This is a genomic window from Dermatophilaceae bacterium Soc4.6 (assembly GCA_039889245.1).
Taxonomy (GTDB): Bacteria; Actinomycetota; Actinomycetes; order Actinomycetales; family Dermatophilaceae; genus Lapillicoccus.
This window is the reverse complement of the sequence record JAZGVH010000002.1, coordinates 3,686,994-3,706,780: the sequence shown is the minus strand read 5'-3', so window position 1 is coordinate 3,706,780 and position 19,787 is coordinate 3,686,994. Positions and strand designations below refer to the sequence as shown.

Sequence of the window (19,787 nt, the reverse complement as noted above, 5' to 3'; positions counted from 1 at the left end):
ATCCTCCTTGGGGGAAACAGGACTTCAGTGACTCATCACAAGCATCGGGTACGACGTGGCGCGCCGCCCGGGCGGGCGGCTCCGGCGGGCAGCTCGGGCGGGCGGGTCACGCGGGCGGATCAGACGACGTCGTCGTCCATCCAGTCAAGCGTCTTCGTCACCGCCTTCTTCCAGTTGCGGTAGAGCCGGTCGCTCTCCTCCTGCGGCATCTGGGGGCTCCAGCGCTTGTCCTCGCCGCAGTTGGCCCGCACCTCGGCCTCGTCGGCCGAGTATCCGACGGCCAGCCCGGCGGCATACGCGGCCCCGAGGGCCGTGGTCTCGGCCACCTTGGGGCGCACGACGTCGACGCCGAGCAGGTCGGCCTGGAACTGCGTCAGCGTCTCGTTGACGACCATGCCCCCGTCGACGCGCAGCTCTCGCAGCGGCACCCCGGAGTCGGCGTTCATCGCGTCGAGCACCTCGCGCGTCTGGAAGGCGGTCGCCTCGATCACGGCCCGCGCGATGTGGCCCTTGTTGACGAATCGGGTCAGGCCCACGAGCGCACCGCGGGCGTCGGCCCGCCAGTGCGGGGCGAAGAGGCCGGAGAAGGCGGGCACGAAGTGGGCGCCGCCGTTGTCGTCGACGGTCGCCGCCAGGGTCTCGATCTCGGCCGCCGACCCGATCAGGCCCAGGTTGTCGCGCACCCACTGCACGAGTGAGCCCGTCACCGCGATCGAGCCCTCGAGCGCGTAGACGGCTGGCTGCTCGCCGAGCTTGTCGCAGACCGGCGTCAGCAGCCCGTTCTCCGACGGCACCGGCTCCTCACCGGTGTTGAGGAGCATGAAGTTCCGGTGCCGTAGGTGTTCTTGGCCTCGCCCTTGCTCAGGCATGCCTGGCCGAAGGTCGGCGCCTGCTGGTCGCCGAGGATGCCGGCGACGGGCGTGCCGTTGAGGATGCCGGGCCGGCACACCCCGTAGACCTCGGACGAGCTGCGGATCTCGGGCAGCATCGACATCGGGATGCCCATGTCTGCGGCGATCGACTCGTCCCACGCCAGGGTCGACAGGTCCATCAGCAGGGTGCGGCTGGCGTTGGTGACGTCGGTGACGTGCACCCCCTCGTGCTGCGCACCGCCCGTCAAGTTCCACAGCACCCAGGTGTCGGTGTTGCCGAAGAGCAGGTGGCCTGCCTCGGCCTTCTCGCGCGCCCCGTCGACGTCGTCGAGGATCCACGCCACCTTCGGGCCGGAGAAGTAGGTGGCGAGCAGTAGGCCGACGGTGGCCTTGTACCTCTCGGCCCCCTCGTCGCCGGCGAGGCGCTCGACCATGCCCTGCGTGCGCGTGTCCTGCCACACGATCGCGTGCTAGACCGGCTGGCCGTCTCGCTTGTCCCAGACCACCGCGGTCTCGCGCTGGTTGGTGATCCCGACAGCAGCGATGTTCTTGCTGTTGAGGTTGGCGTGGGTCAGGGCGCCGCCGATGCCGTCGCGGGTGTTGCTCCAGATCTCGAGGGCATCGTGCTCGACCCATCCGGCCCGCGGCAGGATCTGCTCGTGCTCGGTCTGGTCGACCGCGACCACCGAGCCGGAGTGGTCGAAGATCATCGCGCGGGTCGAGGTGGTGCCCTGGTCGATGGCCAGGATGTAGGTGTCAGTCATGGTGCGGTCCTCTCGTCGGTGAGCGGGATCGTGGTCACAGGGCTCGGTATGCCGTGGGGTCAGCCGGACAGCGGCTGCCCGTCGAAGAGGGTGGCGTCGTCAGCGGCCGCCAGCCCGGCCGACCACCCCTCGGCGTCGGTCACCGACCCGGCCGAGCGGGTCACCATCCCCGGGAAGAGCGACTCGACGCGCGCATCGACCTCTGAGTCGCGCTCCGCGAGCACCTGCACGAGCGCCCTCGACGGCCCGGCGCTGCCACGCGACGCCTGCGCCTCCTCACGGGTCGCGGCCGACGTCTCCTCCTGCGTCACCTCGGCCAGGCGCTGTCCGATGCGGTGGGCGAAGGCGGTGAGGAACGACTTGCGGAAAGCTGTCGTGCGTGACTGCCCGGCCCTGGTCGCTCGCGACCCGTGCCCCGACATCGCGTGCGTCGACTGCACGAGCAGCGACGTGAAGATCGTCTCGGTCGCGTCGATGTCGTCGTCGAAGCCCACGACCGTCACGAAGCCGAAGCCCTTCGACCACACCGTGCGACACCGGTTGGCTGAGGCGACGACATCGAGCAGGAGCACCTTGGGTGCTTCGTACGGGCGCTCGATGCCGACCCGGCGGGCCGACGGGGCGGACGCGCCGCCGATGCTGGTGGCGGCCAGCATGGCCCGGTCGATGCTGTGCCGCGCCATGAGCTTCTGAGCGGCCGCGGTGAAGGTGTCGGCCTCAGCCTCGTAGGGAGTGTTCTCGGCCTTGGCCAGCAGGGCGCGCACCCGGTCGAGCAAGCGCCCGTCGAGCGGCTCGACCGCCCGAGCGGCCCTGGCGCGCGACGGTCTCCACGTGCCCGGCAGCGGGTCGATGACCTGCAGCTGCGGCAGGTCCGCGAGCCGGTCGAGCGCGCTCATGGCCCCGGCCAGGAGCCCCCGCCACCCCCGGTCGTCGATCCGGGCCCGCGCCGTGAGGGGGTCGCTCTCACGGGGCCACCAGGTCGAGACCTCGGCCTGCGCGAGCTGCTCGTGCCACGACGGCGCGACCGTCGACACGGCATACGTGCTGAGCTGTCTCGCGATCGCGTCGCCGACCACCGCGGCCCCCGTCGGTCGCAGGTCGCGCGACGCCACGCGCACCAGGTCAGCCGGCTGCCAGCCGCCGCGCCACAGGGACTCGACCATGCCGGCCAGCGCGAGGTTGAGGTGCCCGACCAGCGCACGTCGGCCCGTCGGCGACGCAAGGGTCGCCTCGACGTCGAACCACGCCTCCTCGGCCCGCTCGTGCTGCCCCTCGGCGTCGAGCCTCAGGGCCCGGCGCAGGAAGGTCAGGCCGAGGTCGAGCTCACGGCGCTCACGGTCGTGAGGGTCCCGGGCGCCCATCGACCCGGCGAAGATCCCGGCGGCCCACTCGCCGACCGGCGGCCCACCGAAGGCCGACCCCCCGTGCGCCGCGTGCCGCCTGGCCCTCTCCTTGGCCTTCGCTGCCCGTCGCTGCTGGTTGTTGCGCCCCACGTGCCACCTCCGATCCGTCCTCGTGCCGCTGCCCGCTCAGCCTGTCACGAGTCACTGACAGGGTGCCGCGACAAGTCCACACGCACGGTCTCGGCCGTGTCCTCCGAGGTGGACGTACCGCCTCATCCGACAACCCGGGGGTGCCGCGCACACCCACCCCGGCGGTCCAGGGATCGTGCCATGCGGCCGTGGCTGGAACCCCACACAGGGAGCTCGTCGCCAATCGCCCTGCTAGGTACCGTTTACACCGTTTTGCGAAGCTCCTCTCGGCGGCGGCCCGCTCCGCGCGGTACTCGTTGGTGAATCCGAGCCCCACCCTCGCGACGAGGATGAGGCCGATGATGACCGGCTCGGTGTCGTTTCCCAGGAATGCCGAGAGCAGGCGGGCCCGGGCGGCGGACCGGACGCCGACGCGGTGACTGCCATGCCCTCAGGCTCGCCGAGCCGGTCTCGTCCCGGGAGGACCTAGGTCCCGCCGTCCATCGTCACCCGTCAGACTCAGGCGAAGGCCGACTGCCCCGTCAGCGCCCGCCCGATCGTCAGCTGGTGCACCTCGCTCGTGCCCTCGTAGGTGAGCACGGACTCGAGGTTGGCCGCGTGGCGGATCGGGCTGTACTCCAACGAGATCCCGTTGGCACCGAGGATGGTGCGGCACTCACGGGCGATGGCGATGGACTCGCGCACGTTGTTGAGCTTGCCCAGGCTGATCTGCTCGGGCCGCAGCGTGCCAGCGTCCTTGAGTCGGCCCAGGTGCAGCGCCAGCAGCATCCCCTTGCCCAGCTCGAGGGTCATGTCGGCGAGCTTCGCCTGGGTCAGCTGAAAGCTGGAGAGGGGCCGGTCGAAGACGATGCGGTCCGCGGCATACGACAGGGCGGTCTCGAGGCTGTCGCGGGCGGCGCCCAGCGCGCCGAAGACGATGCCGTAGCGCGCCTCGTCGAGGCACGACAGCGGGCCGCGCAACCCGGCGACATCGGGCAGCAGCGCCGAGGACGGCACGCGCACCCCTTCGAGCACCAGCTCACCGGTGACCGACGCGCGCAGCGAGAGCTTGTGGTGCACCTCGCGCGACGAGAAGCCGGGCGTGCCGGTCGGCACCACGAAGCCGCGGATCTTGTCATCTGTCTGGGCCCAGATCACGGCGACGTCGGCGACCGAGCCGTTCGTGATCCACATCTTGGAGCCGTCGATGACCCAGTCGTCGCCGTCCTGACGGGCGCGGGTGCGCATGCCGCTCGGGTTGCTGCCGAAGTCGGCCTCGGTCAGACCGAAGCAGCCGATGGCCTCGCCCGCCGCCATCCGCGGCAGCCACTCCTGCTTCTGCTCCTCGGAGCCGAACTTCCAGATCGCGAACATCGCGAGCGATCCCTGCACCGACACCAGCGAGCGCAGGCCCGAGTCACCGGCCTCGAGCTCGAGGCAGGCCAGCCCGTATGCCGTGCCGGACGCCCCGGCGCAGCCGTAGCCCTCGAGGTGCATGCCGAGGACGCCGAGCGACCCGAGCTCCTTGGCCAGGTCGCGGACCGGGATCTCGCCGTCCTCGAACCACTGCCCGATCTCGGGCTTGATCCGCTGATCGACGAAGCTGCGCACCGCCAGCTGCAGGTCGCGGTCGTCCTCGCCGATCAGGGCGTCGGTGCCGAAGAGCTCGAGCGGGGTCTGCGAGGGGGTGGCCATCAGCCCATCCTGCCACTCGACACCGCCAGAGGCACGGTCGCGGCGGCGTGACTCAGGCCGCAGATTCCCGAGGCGATGGTCGTTGTCATTCCTGCTGCGCCTGCCTACGCTCGATGACACGACCACATCGACGAGGAGGTCTCGTGGGGTCACCGGGCACGAGCACCGACCTGACCCTGACCCGGGGTGGCTGTGGCTGACACGCCCGACGGGTCGATCGTCATCGGCATCGCCCTCGCGACCGGCACCGTGCGGTGCGTGGCGCTCGACGCCTGGACGGGCGACGTGCTCGCCTCCGTGTCGACCTCGCTCGCCGAGCCGGCGCGCTCTCCGGAAGGCCACAGCACCCAGGAGCCGGGCTATGCGGCAACGGCGCTGGGGCTCGTGGCCCGGGTGGTCGGCTCACTGGGCGCCTCGGCCAACCGCATCCGCGCCATCTCGGCGACCGGCACGTCCGGCACGGTCGTGCCTCTGGACGCGAGTGGGCACCCCGTCGGTCAGGCCCTCCTCGCCGATGACACCTCGGGCAGGGGCCTGGCTGCCGCCCACGGGCTCCCGGACGACTCGATGCTGGGCCGGATGGCCTCCGCGATGGGCTCGGCGTGTGCCGGAGGGGCTTCGGTGGCGAGACTCGCCTCCACCGCCGACGTCGTGCACGCTGCTCTCGTCGGTGGGCTCGTCGCTGCCGACACCTCGCACCTCCTCGAGGCCGGGATCGACCCGGAGGCGCGAACGTGGCCGCGCGCCACGATCACCCTCGGCCTCGAGGGCCTGGTGCCGACCCTCCTGGCCCCCGGCTCGGTGCTCGGAGTGGTGAGCGCCGACTGCTCGCGCCGCCTGGGCCTCCGAGCCGATGTGCTCGTCGTCGCCGGGATGACCATTCGGTGCACGGCCCAGATCGCCACCGGCGCGACCCACCTGCGGGACAGCGTGGGGGTGCTGGACACCACCCTGTCCCTCATGGCGGTCGCCGGCACCGAGGTGACCTCGCCCGACGGGGCGGTCCGCAGCCACCGCGCGCCGGACGGCGCCTGGTGGGCCGGGGCCACCTCGAACGTCGGGGCTGGGGCCTTTGCTGCCTACCGCTCCGGCATGACGACCCGCGAGCTGGCGGTGCTCGGCATGCGCGCCGCCAGACGCGGTCCGGCCACGGTGGTCTGCTACCCACTCGCCCGGTCGGGCGAGCGCTTCCCGGTCGCCGAACCCTCGCTCCAGGCCCTGTGGAGCGGCCGACCGGCCGACGACGTCGAGGCACACCGCGCGATCCTCGAGGGGGTCGCCTTCGTCGAGCGGCTCGGGCTCGAGACGCTGGGCGACCTGGGGGCACCGAGCCGACGACACGTGCTGGCCGGTGATGGCAGCCGCAGCACGGTCTGGGCCGCCATCCGCGCGACCCTGCTCGCGGGCCGTGACGTCTCGCTGGCGGGCAGAGGTGACAGCGCCACCGGGGCCGCCGTGCTCGCGGCCGTCGGTCTGGGCCGCGAGCCCTTCGGTCAGGTCGTCCACCGACTCGTCGACCCACCACGCCCGGTCGAGGTGACCGACACGGAGATCGAGACCCTCGAGGCGTCGTACGCGACCTTCCTGCGTCTGGTCGCCATGGCGACCGGCAGGGATGGAGGGCCCCCGGTCTGACCGTGCCGACCGTGCCGACCGTGCCGACCGGTCTGACCGTGCCGACCGTGCCACTGCACAGGAAAGCGCCACCCGCATCACGCGGATGACGCTGTCCCCTGTCACAGGGTGGGCAGCCAAGGGGTCGAGGCTTGGCTGCCGTCTGCTCCCGGACCCCGATCCGGGAAGTGGTGGCGGTGCGGTGCTGCGCGCTTCAGCGCAGCGACGGGATCGCGAGCCGCTGCCCGGCGTGCACCTGTGAGGAGCTGAGGTCGTTGGCCAGCTCGAGCTGCATGACGCCCTCGGCCACCGACACCTGCGGCAGCTCGCGCGACGCGATCTGCGACAGGGTCTGCCCCGTCGAGACCGTGACCGTGTGATCGATCGTGGCCGAGGCCGCTCCGGCGCCGACGACCGAGACGGCCAGCATCACGGCCACCGCCACGACACCCAGGGTCAGCAGGAGTCGCCCGAAGCGGGTCAGCCGCAGCGGAGGCGACGTCGTCGGGGAACCCGCGCAGACCAGACGAAGATCGGGACGGCGGTCGGTGCCATCCACGAGGGAGGCGACGGGGACGGTGTCCCAGACTGCTACTGCGCTCATGGTGGGCTCCTCAGGGATGTTGACGGTGACGGTCGAACGCATGTGCGAAGAAACGTCTAGACGATTTGTAGCACGCCTGTTCGAGAAAGTCGAGACACGCCTCGAACAGGTGTTTGGAAACTCTGTTCGAAGGTCGTAGGGTCTGATCATGCGCACCAGTGCAGCAGGAGGGTCTGACAGGCCACCTGACCTGCACTGATGTCAGGGAGACCCAGACGAATGAGGAGCTGAGATGGCGAAGGTGCACGACATGCCCGAGCGCGGGCAGGGCGACGGGCTCACCGTGCGGCAGCGGCGCGTGCTCGAGGTCATCCGCAACTCCGTCGACCGTCGCGGCTATCCCCCGAGCCTGCGTGAGATCGGTGAGGCGGTCGGGCTGACCAGCCCCAGCAGCGTGGCCCACCAGCTGTCCACGCTCGAGCGCAAGGGCTACCTGCGCCGCGACCCCAACCGCCCCAGGGCCATCGAGGTCGTATCGCCCGACGCCACCGCGGAGGAGCGGGGCTACCGCTCAGGCGACTCGGCCCAGGAGCACCTCGCCGAGGCGGCCGCCCTGGCCGGGGTCGGTGGCGGCCCCCAGGCCGACCTCGAGACCGACTCCGGCAACGCGAGGCCCGAGGCGTCCTACGTGCCCGTGGTCGGGCGCATCGCCGCCGGCGGCCCGATCCTCGCCGAGGAGGTCGTCGAGGACGTCTTCCCCCTGCCCAAGCAGATCGTCGGCGAGGGCTCGCTCTTCCTGCTCAAGGTCGTCGGCGACTCGATGATCGAGGCGGCGATCTGCGACGGCGACTGGGTCGTGGTGCGCCAGCAGCCCACGGCCGACAACGGCGACATCGTCGCGGCGATGATCGACGGCGAGGCGACCGTCAAGACCTTCAAGCGCACTGCCGGCCACGTGTGGCTCATGCCGCACAACCCCATCTACTCCCCCATCGACGGTGACCACGCCACGGTCCTCGGCAAGGTCACCGCGGTCCTTCGACGCATCTGAGTGGCCCCGTGCGGCGGCTCACCGCAGGGCAGCGGTCAGCCGGCGGAGCGTCTCGCCGAGAGGCGAGTGAAGACGGATCGTGGCCTCGCCGTCACCGCGGCTCGGTCCCGCGGTGACGATGGCCACCGGCTTGCCGTCACGGTGGGCCCGTCGCACGAAGCGGTAGCCGCTCATCACCGCGAGTGACGAGCCGAGCACGACCAGCGACCTCGCGCCGTCGACGAGGGCGAAGGCTCGCTCGACGAGGTCCTTCGGCACCGACTCGCCGAAGAAGACGACACCGGGCTTGAGGGTGTCGTGCCCGCAGACGAGGCATCCCTGTAGGTGGAAGGTGGCCACGGCGGCGTCGTCGAGGACGATGTCGCCGTCCGGCCGGATCTGGCTGGTCACCTGTGAGGCGTCACCCACGGTGCTCAGCACCCGCTCGGCGAAGCCGGGGTTGGCCTGCGCCATCCGCTCGTGCAGGCTCGCCCGGCTGGTGCGGTCGCCGCAGGTGAGGCAGACGACCTGGTCGAGGCTGCCGTGCAGCTCGATCACGTTGCTGGCTCCGGCCTCCTGGTGCAGTCCGTCGACATTCTGCGTGACCACCCCCTTCACCGCGCCTCGGGCGACCAGCGCCGCCACCTCCTGGTGACCGGCGTTGGGGGCGGCGCGGGCGAACCGCTGCCAGCCGACGAAGCTGCGGGCCCAGTAGCGCTGCCGTGCGGCAGAGGAGGCGACGAACTCGCCGTACTGCATCGGCACGACGCGTCGGGTGCCGTCGGGCCCGCGGTAGTCGGGGATGCCCGACTCGGTCGACAGGCCGGCACCGGTCAGCAGCGCAACGTCGCCGACGGCGACCAGGTCGACGAGCTCGTCGAACGACTGCGGGCCCTCGACCGCTCCGCCGGCGGCGGGGCGCAGGACCCACGACGGGCGTGGTGAGAGCGTCACCCCACGAGTATGCGACGACTGCACCGGCTGCTGGCAGGCCGAGGCCGCCATGGATCACATCGACACTCGATTACTGGCCAGATGATAACGCTGCGTTATAGGCTGAGGGGATGTTGGATGCTGCGGCCATGCGTGTCATGCGGGCGATCTCCGACGAGGGCAGCTTCACCGGCGCGGCAGTGAGTCTCGGATACTCCCAGCCGGCCATCTCGCAGATGGTGCGCCGCCTGGAGCAACGGCTCGGCACGGTGCTGGTCGAGCGGATCGGGCGCAACGTGCGGCTCACCGAAGCCGGTCAGGTGCTCGCCCGGCATGCCGTCGGGGTGCTGTCGGCTCTCGATGCTGCCGAGGAGGAGGTGGCCGCGATCGCCGGGCTGCGCTCCGGGCGGGTGCGGCTCATGGCCTTCCCCTCGTCGTCGGCCACGCTCGTGCCCCGTGCCCTCTCCCTGGTGAAGCAGCGCTTTCCCGACGTCACGGTCACCTTCAGCGAGGGTGAGCCGCCGGAGTCGATCGCGGCTCTGCGCGCCGGCGAGTGCGACCTCGCGGTGGCGTTCGCCTACCAGGGCGACGACCTCGGGCGGCCCGACGACCTCGACCAGTTCGTCAGCACACCCCTGCTGGAGGACGAGGTGAGGCTCGCGGTGCCCCGCGACCACCCGCTCGCCGGGGCCGGCGAGGTCGACCTCTCGGCCTTCGCTGCCGAGTCCTGGATCGCCGGGTGCCCGCGGTGTCGCGGTCACCTCCTCGCCCTTGCTCACGGCTCCGGCTTCACCCCGACCGTGTCGTTCGAGACCGAGGACTACGTGGCCGTGCTCGGCCTGGTCGGGGCCGGCCTCGGGGTCGCCCTCGTGCCCGACCTGATCCTCGCAGCCGCCAAGAACTCCGAGGTCGCGACGCTCTCGCTCAAGCCCGCCTCCCGACGCACGATCACTGTCGTCACCACCGAGGACCTGCAGCGGGTGCCGGCGGTGCGCGCCACCCTCGACGCCCTCGCCGAGAGCGCCGCCGCCCACGCGCTGGCCACCTCCTCCGCGCCCCGCGCCTAGGACACCGCACGCACCCAACCCATCCGGTTCTCGCCGGAGCGGTCGGTGTCTTGCTGGCCATCCGTCGCGTTCTGAGAGCGGTCCTCCCGCTGCCGCCCGACGAGCACTGCCGTAGCCTTCCTGCCCGACCCGCCGCCCGTACGACGTGTCGTCGCAGGCAATGGTCGTCGGCCGGCACCTGACCCAGGGGTTGGCTCGGACCTGACTCGCACGATGTCCGGGTTTTGCCGTGCCGGTGGGTGAGTCCGGTCCCGGCAGGCCGTGGCCGGTCCCGCTGCCGGTGGCCTAACAGGGCCGGCTCGACGGGGTCGGGCTAGCCGCCCGACTGGGTCGCCACCGACACGTGCCCCCGCTGACCCGTGACCGCGATGTCACCGACGAGATCGGTGCGCAGCACCCGGAAGCCGTCTCGCTCGAGCAGCGCCACCGTGCTCGGCGCCGGGTGCCCGTAGTCGTTGCCCGCGCCCACGCTGATCAGGGCCAGCGGTGCGGCGGCCGCGGCATACAGCCCGTCGTCGCGGTTGGAGGAGCCGTGGTGGGCGACCTTGACCACGTCGAAGCCACCGGCGAGGGCGGCGGGGTCGCCGCGGAGCCGGCGCAGCACCTCCGCCGCGGCCTCGCGCTCGACGTCGCCGAGCAGCAGCAGGCGCAGACCGTCGACCTCGACGGTGAGCACCAGCGACGCGTTGTTGGGCTCGGAGCCCGCGTGGATGATCCGCGCGGGCCACCACACCCGGGCGGTGATCCCTGGCCAGGAGAGGCGGTCGTCGGCGTAGAGGTGCTGCATCGGGACCCGGTTGGCGGACGCCTCGCGCCCGACCTCGGCGGCCTGCATCGGCGGCGCCTCCAGCGGCGTGGTGAGGACGCGCCCGACGGTCCGGCCCTCGAGGACACCGTTCAGTCCGTCGACGTGGTCGGCGTGGTCGTGGGTGATTAGCACGGCGTCGACGGCGCTCACCCCCAGTCGGGCGAGGCACCCGTCGACCAGGACGGGGTCGGGTCCGGCATCGACCACCACCACCGCGCCCTCGGCGCTGCGCAGCACCATCGCGTCACCCTGCCCGACGTCGCACATGACGTAGCGCCAGTCAGGAGGCGGCCAGGCCATCGACGTCGTGGGCGCACCACTGGCCAGGCCGAGCACCCCGCACGCGCAGGCCACCAGCGGCCGCCGCCGGGAGTGGTGCACCACCCAGGGCCCGCACAGGACGACCGTGACGCTGAGGACGGCCAGCGCGCAGGCGCCCGCCGCTCCGGACGGCCAGGGCACGGCACCCCAGGGCACCCGGGCGCCGACGCGGGCGACCCACGCGATGCCCAGGGTCGGGAGCGCGGGCACCCACGCCAACCACGACGCCAGCCCGGTCGAGACCACCGACAGGGCGGCAGTCGCCACCCCGACGATGGTCGCCGGTGCGACGAGGGGCCCGGCGAGCAGGTTGGTGGCGACTCCGACGACCGACACCGAGCCCTGCAGCAGCACGATGACCGGCCCGCACACCGCCTGGGCGGCGAGGGGCACCGCGAGCGCCGGCCCGAGCCCGGCGAACCGGGGAGGGAGCCGTCGGCCGAGGGCGGTCCCCCACGGAGCGGCCAGCAGGAGGAGCCCGAGGGTCGCCAGGGTCGAGAGCACGAAGCCGAACGACCGCGCCAGCCACGGGTCCCACACCAGCAGGGCGAGCACGGCGCCCGCGAGCGCCGGCACGCCCTCACGACGGCGCGACACGCTGAGGCCGAGCAGACCCACCGAGCCCATCGCCGCGGCACGCACCACGCTGGGCTCGGGACGCACGAGCACGACGAAGCCGAGCAGAAGGACCAGCGCCACCAGGGGGCGCCACCGCCGCCCCACCCCCAGCCAGCCGCAGAGCCAGAGGGCCGCGCCCAGCACGAAGGAGACGTTGCTGCCGCTGACCGCACTGAGGTGGGTCATACCAGTGGCCTGCATCGCCGCTCTGAGGTCGGCCGGGGTGCGGGTGGTGTCCCCGATGACCAGCCCCGGCAGCAGGCCACGAGCATCGGACGGCAGTCGCGCGGTCGCGGTGGCGAACCGACCTCGCACCACCTCGGCCGACCGGTCGACGAGGCCGGGCCGCCCGGTCACCTCGACCGGTCCCCGGGCGGCGAGGACAGCGACCACGTCGTCAGCCGGGTCGTCGGTCGACCCCAACCGCCCAGTGAGCCGCACGACCTCGTGCCAGTGCAGGCTCATCAGCTCGGGCGGCCCGATGAGCAGGACGGGGCACTGCACGGCCGTCGTGGACCCCCGCCCCGTCACCTCGTGCAGGTCGAGGGTGAGGACGACGAAGGGGCGAGGCCCCGCTCCCAGGTCTGCCGACGTGCTCCCCGCAGAGCCAGTGCCACCCGCCCCAGGGCCACCCGCCACCGGGTGAGGATCGGTGGCGACCGTCGCCACGACCGACACCACCGCCTGCTCCTGCGCGAGCTCACGGACCGGGCCGCTCTCGCGCACCGCGGTCCAGGCGATCACCGCGGTGACGGCGAGCAGCACTGCTCCGCAGCTGAGGGCGACCAGGGCGCCCCACCGCTCCAGCCGTCGTCGCCGCCACGTCACGACACCCAGGGCGACGCCCGTCGCGGCGGCGACGACCACGGCGGTCGACGCAGGCTGACCGAGCAGGTACGCCACGACGGCCCAGGCCACGAGGGCCGGGACGAGCAGACGCACGTCGGTGTGCCGCTCCACCAGCACCGGCGGCTCCACGTCGTCGTCCAGACCCGTCGACGTCGCCACGGAGCCCGTCAGGCCCGAGCCCGTCAGGCCCGAGCCCGTCATGCCGGAGCCCGCCGCAGCCGGCTCGTCACAGCGTGACGAGCGGACGCAGGGTGGCCAGCACCTTGTCGCCGATGCCGCTCACCTCGCCGAGCTCGTCGACGCTGCTGAACCTGCCGTGCGCGGTGCGCCAGTCGAGGATCCGTTGAGCCAGCACCGGACCGACGCCCGGCAACCCGTCGAGCGCGCCGAGGTCGGCCGTGTTGAGGCCGACGGGACCAGACGCCCCCGTCGGCGGCGAGCCGGCTCCGCCCCCTCCTGACCCTCCCCCTCCTGACCCGGCACCACCACCGCCGCCCGGTGCGACCGGGCCCAGCAGCGGTGGCGGCTCCTGACCGGGGGCCGGCACGTAGAGCCGCTCTCCGTCGACGAGGACCCGGGCCAGGTTGAGCCGGGTCAGGTCGGCGCCGGGCCTGGGACCACCCGCAGCCGCGAGGGCATCGGTCACCCGGGCGCCCCCGGCCAAGGACCGCACACCCGGCCGGAGCACCAGACCGGCCACGTCGACGACCACATGCGTCGACGTGGCCACGACCACGTCCCCGGGCGTCGACGCCGAGGACGCAGGAGAATGCTGGCCCGCGGTCGTCGAGGAGGCAGCACCGGCGGGAGGGAAGCCGGTCGGCGTCGCGGTGCGGGTCAGCTGCGTGGATTCGGTCACGTCGGCCGGACGCGGCTGCCCAGCCGCTCGCGCGGCCCCCACCCGCACCGCGAACACGGCAATGGCCACCACGAGCAGGGCCACCACGCCGACGGCCGCGGGCCAGGAGACTGCGGCCCTCGCCCGGTCGAGCGAGACCGGGACCGTCACCAGTCGCGGGCCGGTTGCCGGAGCGCGGTGCCGCCCGCCCCGAGCCGCGCCGGGAGGAGCGTCTCCGCCCGTGCTCGCGCCCCCGCCGCCCCACTCGTCGTCATCATCATCGTCATCGACATCGACATCGGGGTCGGGGTCGGGGTCGAATTCGGGGTCCGGTGCCGACGGCACCCACCCTCCATCCGGGCGATCCCCCGGCGCGGGGTCGAGCGCCCCCTCCGGCGCGGCGGGCAGCTCGAGCAGGGCGGTCAGGCGGTCGGCGACGGTGGTGGGCGGGGGTCGACGCGGCATACGCCGACGGTAGGCAGGCCGAGGCCTCCCGCCCAGGCTCTCGGCGGCAGCCTGTGGACAACGATCTGGGCCCCGGGGGCTGTGGATGCCCTCGCCCGCTCCGCCGGTCAGCGCTCCCGTCGCAGGTGCCACCAGCCCTGCAGGTTGCGCCGGTGCCGCACCAGCACGACTGCCGCCAGGACCACCGCGAACACGGTGGTGCTCCAGCCCCGGCCACCCAGAGGCCCGGTCCACCCCGGGCCGGCCGCCAGGCCGAGCAGCACCAGCACCGCGGCCGCCGTGACGGATGCCCCGGCCACCCACCGCGTCGTGGCCACGACGACGACGAAGACCGCGAGCATCACGAGGGCGAACCACGGCAGCACCCCGAGGACCACCCCGAGCGTCGTGGCCACCCCCTTGCCGCCGCGGCCGCGCAGGAAGGGCGACCAGACGTGGCCGAGGACGGCCGCGACACCCACGACACTGGCTGCGACCGGCCCGGCCAGGTGCAGGGCGATCACCGTCGGCACCAGGCCCTTGGCCACGTCGAGCACCCCGACGACGACCCCCCATCGCGCCCCCAGGACTCGACCGGCGTTGGTGGCTCCAGGGTTGCCCGACCCGGCGCCCGCGAGGTCCCGACCCCGCAGACGGGCCACGATGGTCGCGGGGTTGACCGACCCCACGAGGAAGGAGACCCCCGCCGCGACCGCGAGGACGACCAGCCCTCCCAGCATCGATCCCCACCCCGTCATCGCGTCAGCACCGGTCAGGCCAGCCGGGGGCTCACCACGACGGCGAGGGTGCCCGGGCCGACGTGCGCCCCGACGACCGCGCCGAGCTCGCCGACGACGAGCTCACCCAGCCGGTCGGGCGGTACGGCCCCGCGCAGCTGCTCGGCCAGGGCCTCCGCCCGGGGGGCCGAGTCGAGGTGCTGGATGGCGACGTCGACGACCGTGGTCGCGCGCTTGGCCGCGTCGAGGGCCAGCTCGGCCAGCCGGGCCAGCGCTCGGCTCGAGGTGCGCACCCGCTCGAGTGGCTCGATCGACCCGGCCCGCAGGGTGAGGATCGGCTTGATGGCGAGGGCGGAGCCCAGCAGCGCCGAGGCCGCGCCGATGCGGCCGCCCCGGCGCAGGTGCTCGAGCGTGTCGACGTAGAAGGCCACGCTCGCCCCGGCGGCTCGGGCGGTGGCGACCGCCGCCACCTCGGCCACCGTGCCCCCGTCGGCCGCGCGTCGGGCGGCCGCGAGCACGGCGAAGCCCATCGCCATCCCGAGGGAGCGCGAGTCGACCACCTCGACGGTGAGGGGGGCCTGCCCCGCCGCGAGCCGGGCCGACTGCACGGTGCCGGACATGTCGGATGACAGGTGTACCGACACGACCCCGGTGGCTCCCTCGGCCGCGAGCTGCTCGTAGCAGTCGAGGAACGCCTGGGGCGTCGGCCGGGAGGTGCTCACCGGGGTGAAGGACCGCAGGGCCGACGCCAGGTCCTGTATGGAGACCTCGACCCGGTCTCGCAGGTCGGCCCCCCCGATGACGACGTGCAGGGGCACGACCGTGATCGGCGACGCCGCGGCCGCCAGGAGCTCGCGCGGCAGGTAGGCCGTGGAGTCGGTGACGACGGCGATGCTCACGCCCTGACGCTAGCCCACCTACCGGCTCACAGGGGCACGATGTTGACCAGTCTCGGCGCCCGCACGATGACGGTGCGGATGCCGTCGGGCGTGGCGGCGACGACCTTCTCGCGGGCGAGCACGAGCTCTCGAAGGTCGTCCTCGCTGATGCCGGCCGCGACCTCGACCCGGTCACGGACCTTGCCCTTGATCTGGATGACGCAGGTGACCTCGTCGTCGACGAGCAGCGCCGGGTCGGCGACCGGGAAGGGCACGAAGGTCACGCCCCCTTCATGGCCGAGCCGCTGCCACAGCTCCTCGGCGATGTGCGGAGCCATCGGCGCGAGCATGACGACCATGGGCTCGATCACGGCGCGTGGCACCGCCTCGAGCTTGGTCACGGCGTTGTTGAGCTCGATGAGCTTGGCCAGCGCCGTGTTGAAGCGCAGCTGCTCGTAGTCCTCACGCACCCCCGCGATGGTCTTGTGCAACGCGACGTCGATCGCCCGGTCGGGCTCGACATCGACGACGACCAGCTCGCCCGACTGCTCGTCGATCGCGTTGCGCCACAGACGTTGCAGGAACCGCTGCGCCCCCACGACCGCCCGCGTCTCCCACGGCTTGCTCAGCTCGAGCGGCCCCATCGACATCTCGTAGACGCGGAAGGTGTCGGCGCCGTAGGCGTCGTACATCTCGTCGGGGCTGACGGAGTTCTTCAGCGACTTGCCGATCTTGCCGTACTCGCGCTGCACGGGCTCACCGTGGAACGTGTAGGTCACGTCGTCACCGGTCCCGCGCTCCTCCACCTCACGGGCCTCGACGTACTGCCCCCGGGCGTCCTGGTAGGCATGGGCCTGGATGTAGCCCTGCGAGAAGTAGCGCCGGAACGGCTCCTCGCTCGAGACGTGCCCGAGGTCGAAGAGCACCTTGTGCCAGAAGCGCGCGTAGAGCAGGTGCAGCACCGCGTGCTCGACGCCACCGACGTAGAGGTCGACGCCACCGGGGTCGCTCGCCCCCGCCGGCGCACCGGCCACAGGGGTCGCCTGGGGCCCGACCCAGTAGCGCTCGTTGGCCGGGTCGACGAAGGTCTCGTCGTTGGAGGGATCGAGGTATCGCAGGTAGTACCAACAGGATCCGGCCCAGTTGGGCATGGTGTTGGTCTCGCGGCGGTAGCGGCGCTCGCCACGCCCGTCACCGAGGTCGAGCGTCACCTCGACCCACTCGGGGACGCGGGACAGCGGCGGCTCGGGCAGGCTGTCGGCGTCGTCCGGCGCGTAGGTCTTGGGCGAGTAGTCGGGCACGTCGGGCAGCTCGACGGGCAGCATCGAGTCGGGCACGGCGTGCGCGACGCCGTCCTCGTCGTAGACCACGGGGAACGGCTCGCCCCAGTAGCGCTGGCGGCTGAAGAGCCAGTCGCGCAGCCGGTAGTTGACGGTGCCCTCGCCGATGCCCCGCGCCTCGAGGTGCTCGATGACGAGCGACTTCGCCTCGGCCACGCCCAGCCCGTCGAGCGAGACATCGGCGTTGGCGGAGTTGATCGCTGGCCCGTCACCGGTGAAGGCCCGGTCGTGCGGGTGCCCCTGCGACGGCTGCACCGTGCGCACGATCGGCAGCTCGTAGGCCACGGCGTAGGCCCAGTCGCGCTCGTCCTGCGCCGGCACCGCCATGATCGCCCCGGTGCCGTAGCCCATGAGCACGTAGTCGGCCACGAAGACCGGGATCGCCTCTCCCGTCAGGGGATTGGTGGCGAATGCTCCCGTGAAGACCCCCGTCTTGGCCTTGTCGTCCATCTGCCGCTCGACGTCGCTGCGACGCGAGCTCGCCCTCCGGTACGAGGCCACCGCCTCGCCCGGAGACGCCGTCTCGTCGGCACCGACGACCTCGCCGCCCTTCCAGACCTCCTTGGTGCCCTCTGGCCAGGCCACGGGCACGATCGTCTCGAGCAGGGGGTGCTCGGGCGCCAGCACCATGAAGGTCGCCCCGAAGAGGGTGTCGGGTCGCGTCGTGAAGACTTCGATCTCCTCGACCCCGCCGACGACCGCGAAGCGCACCTGCGCTCCCTGCGAGCGCCCGATCCAGTTGCGCTGCATGGCTTTGACCTTGTCGGGCCAGTCGACCCGGTCGAGGTCGTCGGCCAGCCGGTCGGCATACGAGGTGATGCGCATCATCCACTGACGCAGGCTGCGGCGGAAGACGGGGTAGTTGCCCCGCTCCGAGCGGCCGTCGTTGGTGACCTCCTCGTTGGACAGCACCGTGCCCAGCCCCGGGCACCAGTTCACCGGCGCCTCCGAGGTGTAGGCCAGCCGGTAGCCGTCGAGGAGCGTGCCCTGCTCGGCCGAGGTGAGGTCGCTCCACGCCCGTCCCCGCAGCTCGGGCACCGACCGGGTGCCGGCGACGAGGGCGTCGACCAGCTCGGCGATGGGGCGCGCCGCACCCTGACTGCCGTCGGCGCGCACCACCTCGGGGTCGTACCAGGCACCCCAGATCTGGGTGAAGATCCACTGCGTCCAGCGGTAGTACTCCGGGTCGATCGTCGCGTAGCTGCGCCGCTCGTCGAAGCCGAGCCCCAACCGTCGCAGCTGACGACGCATGGTGACCATGTTGGCCTCGGTCGTCAGCCGCGGGTGCTGGCCGGTCTGCACGGCATACTGCTCCGCCGGCAGGCCGAAGGCGTCGAAGCCCAGGCAGTGCATGACGTTGCGGCCGAGCATGCGGTGGAAGCGCGAGTAGACGTCGGTCGCGATGTAGCCCAGGGGGTGCCCGACGTGCAGGCCCGCGCCACTGGGGTAGGGGAACATGTCGAGCACGACGAGCTTCTCACCGAGCGCTGCGACGCCAGCCGGGTCGGCCCATGGGCCGGCCGGGTTCGGCGCCTCGAAGGTGCCGTCACGCAGCCAGCGGTCCTGCCACCTGGTCTCGATCTCCTGGGCCAGCGCGGCGCTGTAGCGGTAGGGAGTCTCCTCGCTCATGTCCTTCGTCCTTCGTGGTGCGGGTCGTGACCGGGGCAAAAAAGAACCCCTCGCAGGGAGGGGTGGCCGCGCTGGTGTCGATGTGGTCAGCGCGGCTGGCCAAGGAGGAGCTGACGGGTCATCTGCGTAGGCTACCGCACGCGTCTCAGCGCGCGTCGCCCTCAGGCGGTCAGGTCGGGACGCACGACCCCGACCACGACGAGGGCCGTGCCGAGGTGACGGACCAGCAGCCCGGCGACGAGCAGCTGCTGGGGCACGCCGCGACGCGAGAGCCACGACCACCCCAGCACGAGGTCGGCCACCGCCAACGCGTAGAGCCCGACTGCGGTGAGCAGCACCCGTGCCACACCACGAGCGCCACCCCCGCGAGCGCGACCACACCGTAGGCCGTCACCACTCCTCGCGCCGCCGGGTCGCCGGCGCGAGCCCGCAGCCGCCACAGGGCAGCGCCGCCCACGGCGAGGGCGAGCAGCAGGCCCAGCACCGTCGGACCCGTCGGACCACGACCGTTGCCGGGCAGCGCGAGCGACGCACCGACCACGAGCAGCCGGGCCAGGAACGTGGCCGCGAGAGCCGACACCGTCTGTCGTCCGGCCTCCTGCGCCCGACGCAGCAGCGGTTCGCCGACGAGGGTGAGCAGCAGAGCGAGCAGCAGGAGCCGACCGGCACCGGTGGCCCGAGCGCGGGGGCTGCCTGCCGCTGGCGCAGGGCCACGCGGGCGTCAACGACGGCGACGGCCGCCACCGCACCCAGCAGCACCCACCCGAAGAGATTCACGAGCCCCACTCTCGTGGGAGCGGCGCGACGAAGCCGCCCGGCACGCGCGCGGGGCACCGGGTCCTGCCGATCGGGTCATGGGCGCGGCCCACCGCGTCTACGCTGGCCCGGATGACTTCCTACCTGCGCACCGTGACCGACGCCGACACCGCCGAGCGTCTGGGCAGTGGCGACATGCCCGTGCTCGCCACCCCCCGCCTGATCAACTGGTGCGAGCGGGCCGCCTTTACCGAGGCGGCCGCCGACCTCGAGGAGGGTCAGACGACCGTGGGCACCACCGTGCGGATCGACCACGTCAAGGGCACCCCGGTCGGGGCGACGGTGACGGTCAGCTGCTCCAAGCCGCGCAACGACGGCCGACGACTGATCTTCCACGTCAAGGTCGTGGACGAGTCGGGCGAGGTCGTCGCCAAGGGCGAGGTGCACCGCTCCATCGTCGACCGCGACCGCTTCCTGCGGCGCCTGTCAGCAGCCGTGGCACCCACCGCTGCAGACGCCTGACGGGTCCAACCCCTGACGTCCAGTCAGGACGCCGAGCGAGGCGGATCGAGCGCCGC

General features: G+C 72.5%; 15 protein-coding genes and 1 pseudogene. 5 read left to right on the top strand and 11 right to left on the bottom strand.

The window, feature by feature from the left end:
• Nucleotides 1-119: 119 nt before the first annotated feature.
• The 3 genes and pseudogenes from glpK to V3N99_17405 all read right to left on the bottom strand — a co-directional run bounded on the left by glpK (nt 120) and on the right by V3N99_17405 (nt 4,803).
• A pseudogene (glpK, locus tag V3N99_17415) lies at nt 120-1,636 on the bottom strand (glycerol kinase GlpK).
• Nucleotides 1,637-1,695: 59 nt separating this feature from the next.
• The gene (locus V3N99_17410) at nt 1,696-3,129 is read right to left on the bottom strand and encodes a DUF2786 domain-containing protein (GenBank protein MEO3938513.1); all 1,434 of its coding nucleotides are present in this window, start codon (nt 3,127-3,129) and stop codon (nt 1,696-1,698) included.
• A 498-nt stretch (nt 3,130-3,627) separates the two neighbouring features.
• The gene (locus V3N99_17405) at nt 3,628-4,803 is read right to left on the bottom strand and encodes an acyl-CoA dehydrogenase family protein (GenBank protein ID MEO3938512.1); all 1,176 of its coding nucleotides are present in this window, start codon (nt 4,801-4,803) and stop codon (nt 3,628-3,630) included.
• 186 nt (nt 4,804-4,989) lie between these two features.
• Here V3N99_17405 and V3N99_17400 point away from each other — a divergent pair, with 186 nt between their 5' ends.
• A complete protein-coding gene (locus V3N99_17400) occupies nt 4,990-6,438 on the top strand; it encodes a hypothetical protein (GenBank protein MEO3938511.1) in 1,449 nt (482 codons plus the stop codon).
• Between the two features lie 193 nt (nt 6,439-6,631).
• Here V3N99_17400 and V3N99_17395 read toward each other — a convergent pair whose 3' ends face one another.
• The gene (locus V3N99_17395) at nt 6,632-7,021 is read right to left on the bottom strand and encodes a LysM peptidoglycan-binding domain-containing protein (protein ID MEO3938510.1); all 390 of its coding nucleotides are present in this window, start codon (nt 7,019-7,021) and stop codon (nt 6,632-6,634) included.
• Nucleotides 7,022-7,253: 232 nt separating this feature from the next.
• On the opposite strand from V3N99_17395, the gene lexA reads away from it, so the two are divergent.
• Nucleotides 7,254-8,012 carry a transcriptional repressor LexA gene (gene lexA, locus V3N99_17390; protein MEO3938509.1) on the top strand — a complete coding sequence of 253 codons (759 nt, stop codon included), beginning with the start codon at nt 7,254-7,256 and terminating at the stop codon, nt 8,010-8,012.
• A gap of 18 nt (nt 8,013-8,030) precedes the next feature.
• Here the strand turns inward: lexA and V3N99_17385 are convergent, their stop codons facing one another.
• Nucleotides 8,031-8,945, bottom strand: a complete 915-nt coding sequence (locus V3N99_17385) for a Sir2 family NAD-dependent protein deacetylase (GenBank protein MEO3938508.1) — start codon at nt 8,943-8,945, stop codon at nt 8,031-8,033.
• A 110-nt stretch (nt 8,946-9,055) separates the two neighbouring features.
• Here V3N99_17385 and V3N99_17380 point away from each other — a divergent pair, with 110 nt between their 5' ends.
• Nucleotides 9,056-9,991, top strand: a complete 936-nt coding sequence (locus V3N99_17380; protein ID MEO3938507.1) for a LysR family transcriptional regulator — start codon at nt 9,056-9,058, stop codon at nt 9,989-9,991.
• Nucleotides 9,992-10,304: 313 nt separating this feature from the next.
• Here the strand turns inward: V3N99_17380 and V3N99_17375 are convergent, their stop codons facing one another.
• The 6 genes from V3N99_17375 to V3N99_17350 all read right to left on the bottom strand — a co-directional run bounded on the left by V3N99_17375 (nt 10,305) and on the right by V3N99_17350 (nt 18,791).
• Complete coding sequence (locus V3N99_17375; GenBank protein ID MEO3938506.1) at nt 10,305-12,788, bottom strand: ComEC/Rec2 family competence protein; 2,484 nt, start codon at nt 12,786-12,788, stop codon at nt 10,305-10,307.
• A 25-nt stretch (nt 12,789-12,813) separates the two neighbouring features.
• Nucleotides 12,814-13,890, bottom strand: coding sequence for a helix-hairpin-helix domain-containing protein (locus tag V3N99_17370; GenBank protein ID MEO3938505.1), 1,077 nt, complete (start codon nt 13,888-13,890; stop codon nt 12,814-12,816).
• A 107-nt stretch (nt 13,891-13,997) separates the two neighbouring features.
• A complete protein-coding gene (locus V3N99_17365; protein MEO3938504.1) occupies nt 13,998-14,627 on the bottom strand; it encodes a glycerol-3-phosphate acyltransferase in 630 nt (209 codons plus the stop codon).
• Nucleotides 14,628-14,641: 14 nt separating this feature from the next.
• The gene (locus V3N99_17360; GenBank protein MEO3938503.1) at nt 14,642-15,505 is read right to left on the bottom strand and encodes a DegV family protein; all 864 of its coding nucleotides are present in this window, start codon (nt 15,503-15,505) and stop codon (nt 14,642-14,644) included.
• Between the two features lie 26 nt (nt 15,506-15,531).
• A complete protein-coding gene (locus tag V3N99_17355; GenBank protein ID MEO3938502.1) occupies nt 15,532-18,453 on the bottom strand; it encodes a class I tRNA ligase family protein in 2,922 nt (973 codons plus the stop codon).
• Nucleotides 18,454-18,614: 161 nt separating this feature from the next.
• Complete coding sequence (locus V3N99_17350) at nt 18,615-18,791, bottom strand: hypothetical protein (protein ID MEO3938501.1); 177 nt, start codon at nt 18,789-18,791, stop codon at nt 18,615-18,617.
• A 2-nt stretch (nt 18,792-18,793) separates the two neighbouring features.
• On the opposite strand from V3N99_17350, the gene V3N99_17345 reads away from it, so the two are divergent.
• A complete protein-coding gene (locus tag V3N99_17345; protein MEO3938500.1) occupies nt 18,794-19,345 on the top strand; it encodes a hypothetical protein in 552 nt (183 codons plus the stop codon).
• Nucleotides 19,342-19,731 (top strand): hotdog domain-containing protein, encoded by a 390-nt coding sequence (locus V3N99_17340; GenBank protein MEO3938499.1) that lies wholly within the window; start codon nt 19,342-19,344, stop codon nt 19,729-19,731. Before V3N99_17345 ends, V3N99_17340 begins: the two co-directional genes overlap by 4 nt.
• The last annotated feature ends 56 nt before the right edge of the window (nt 19,732-19,787 follow it).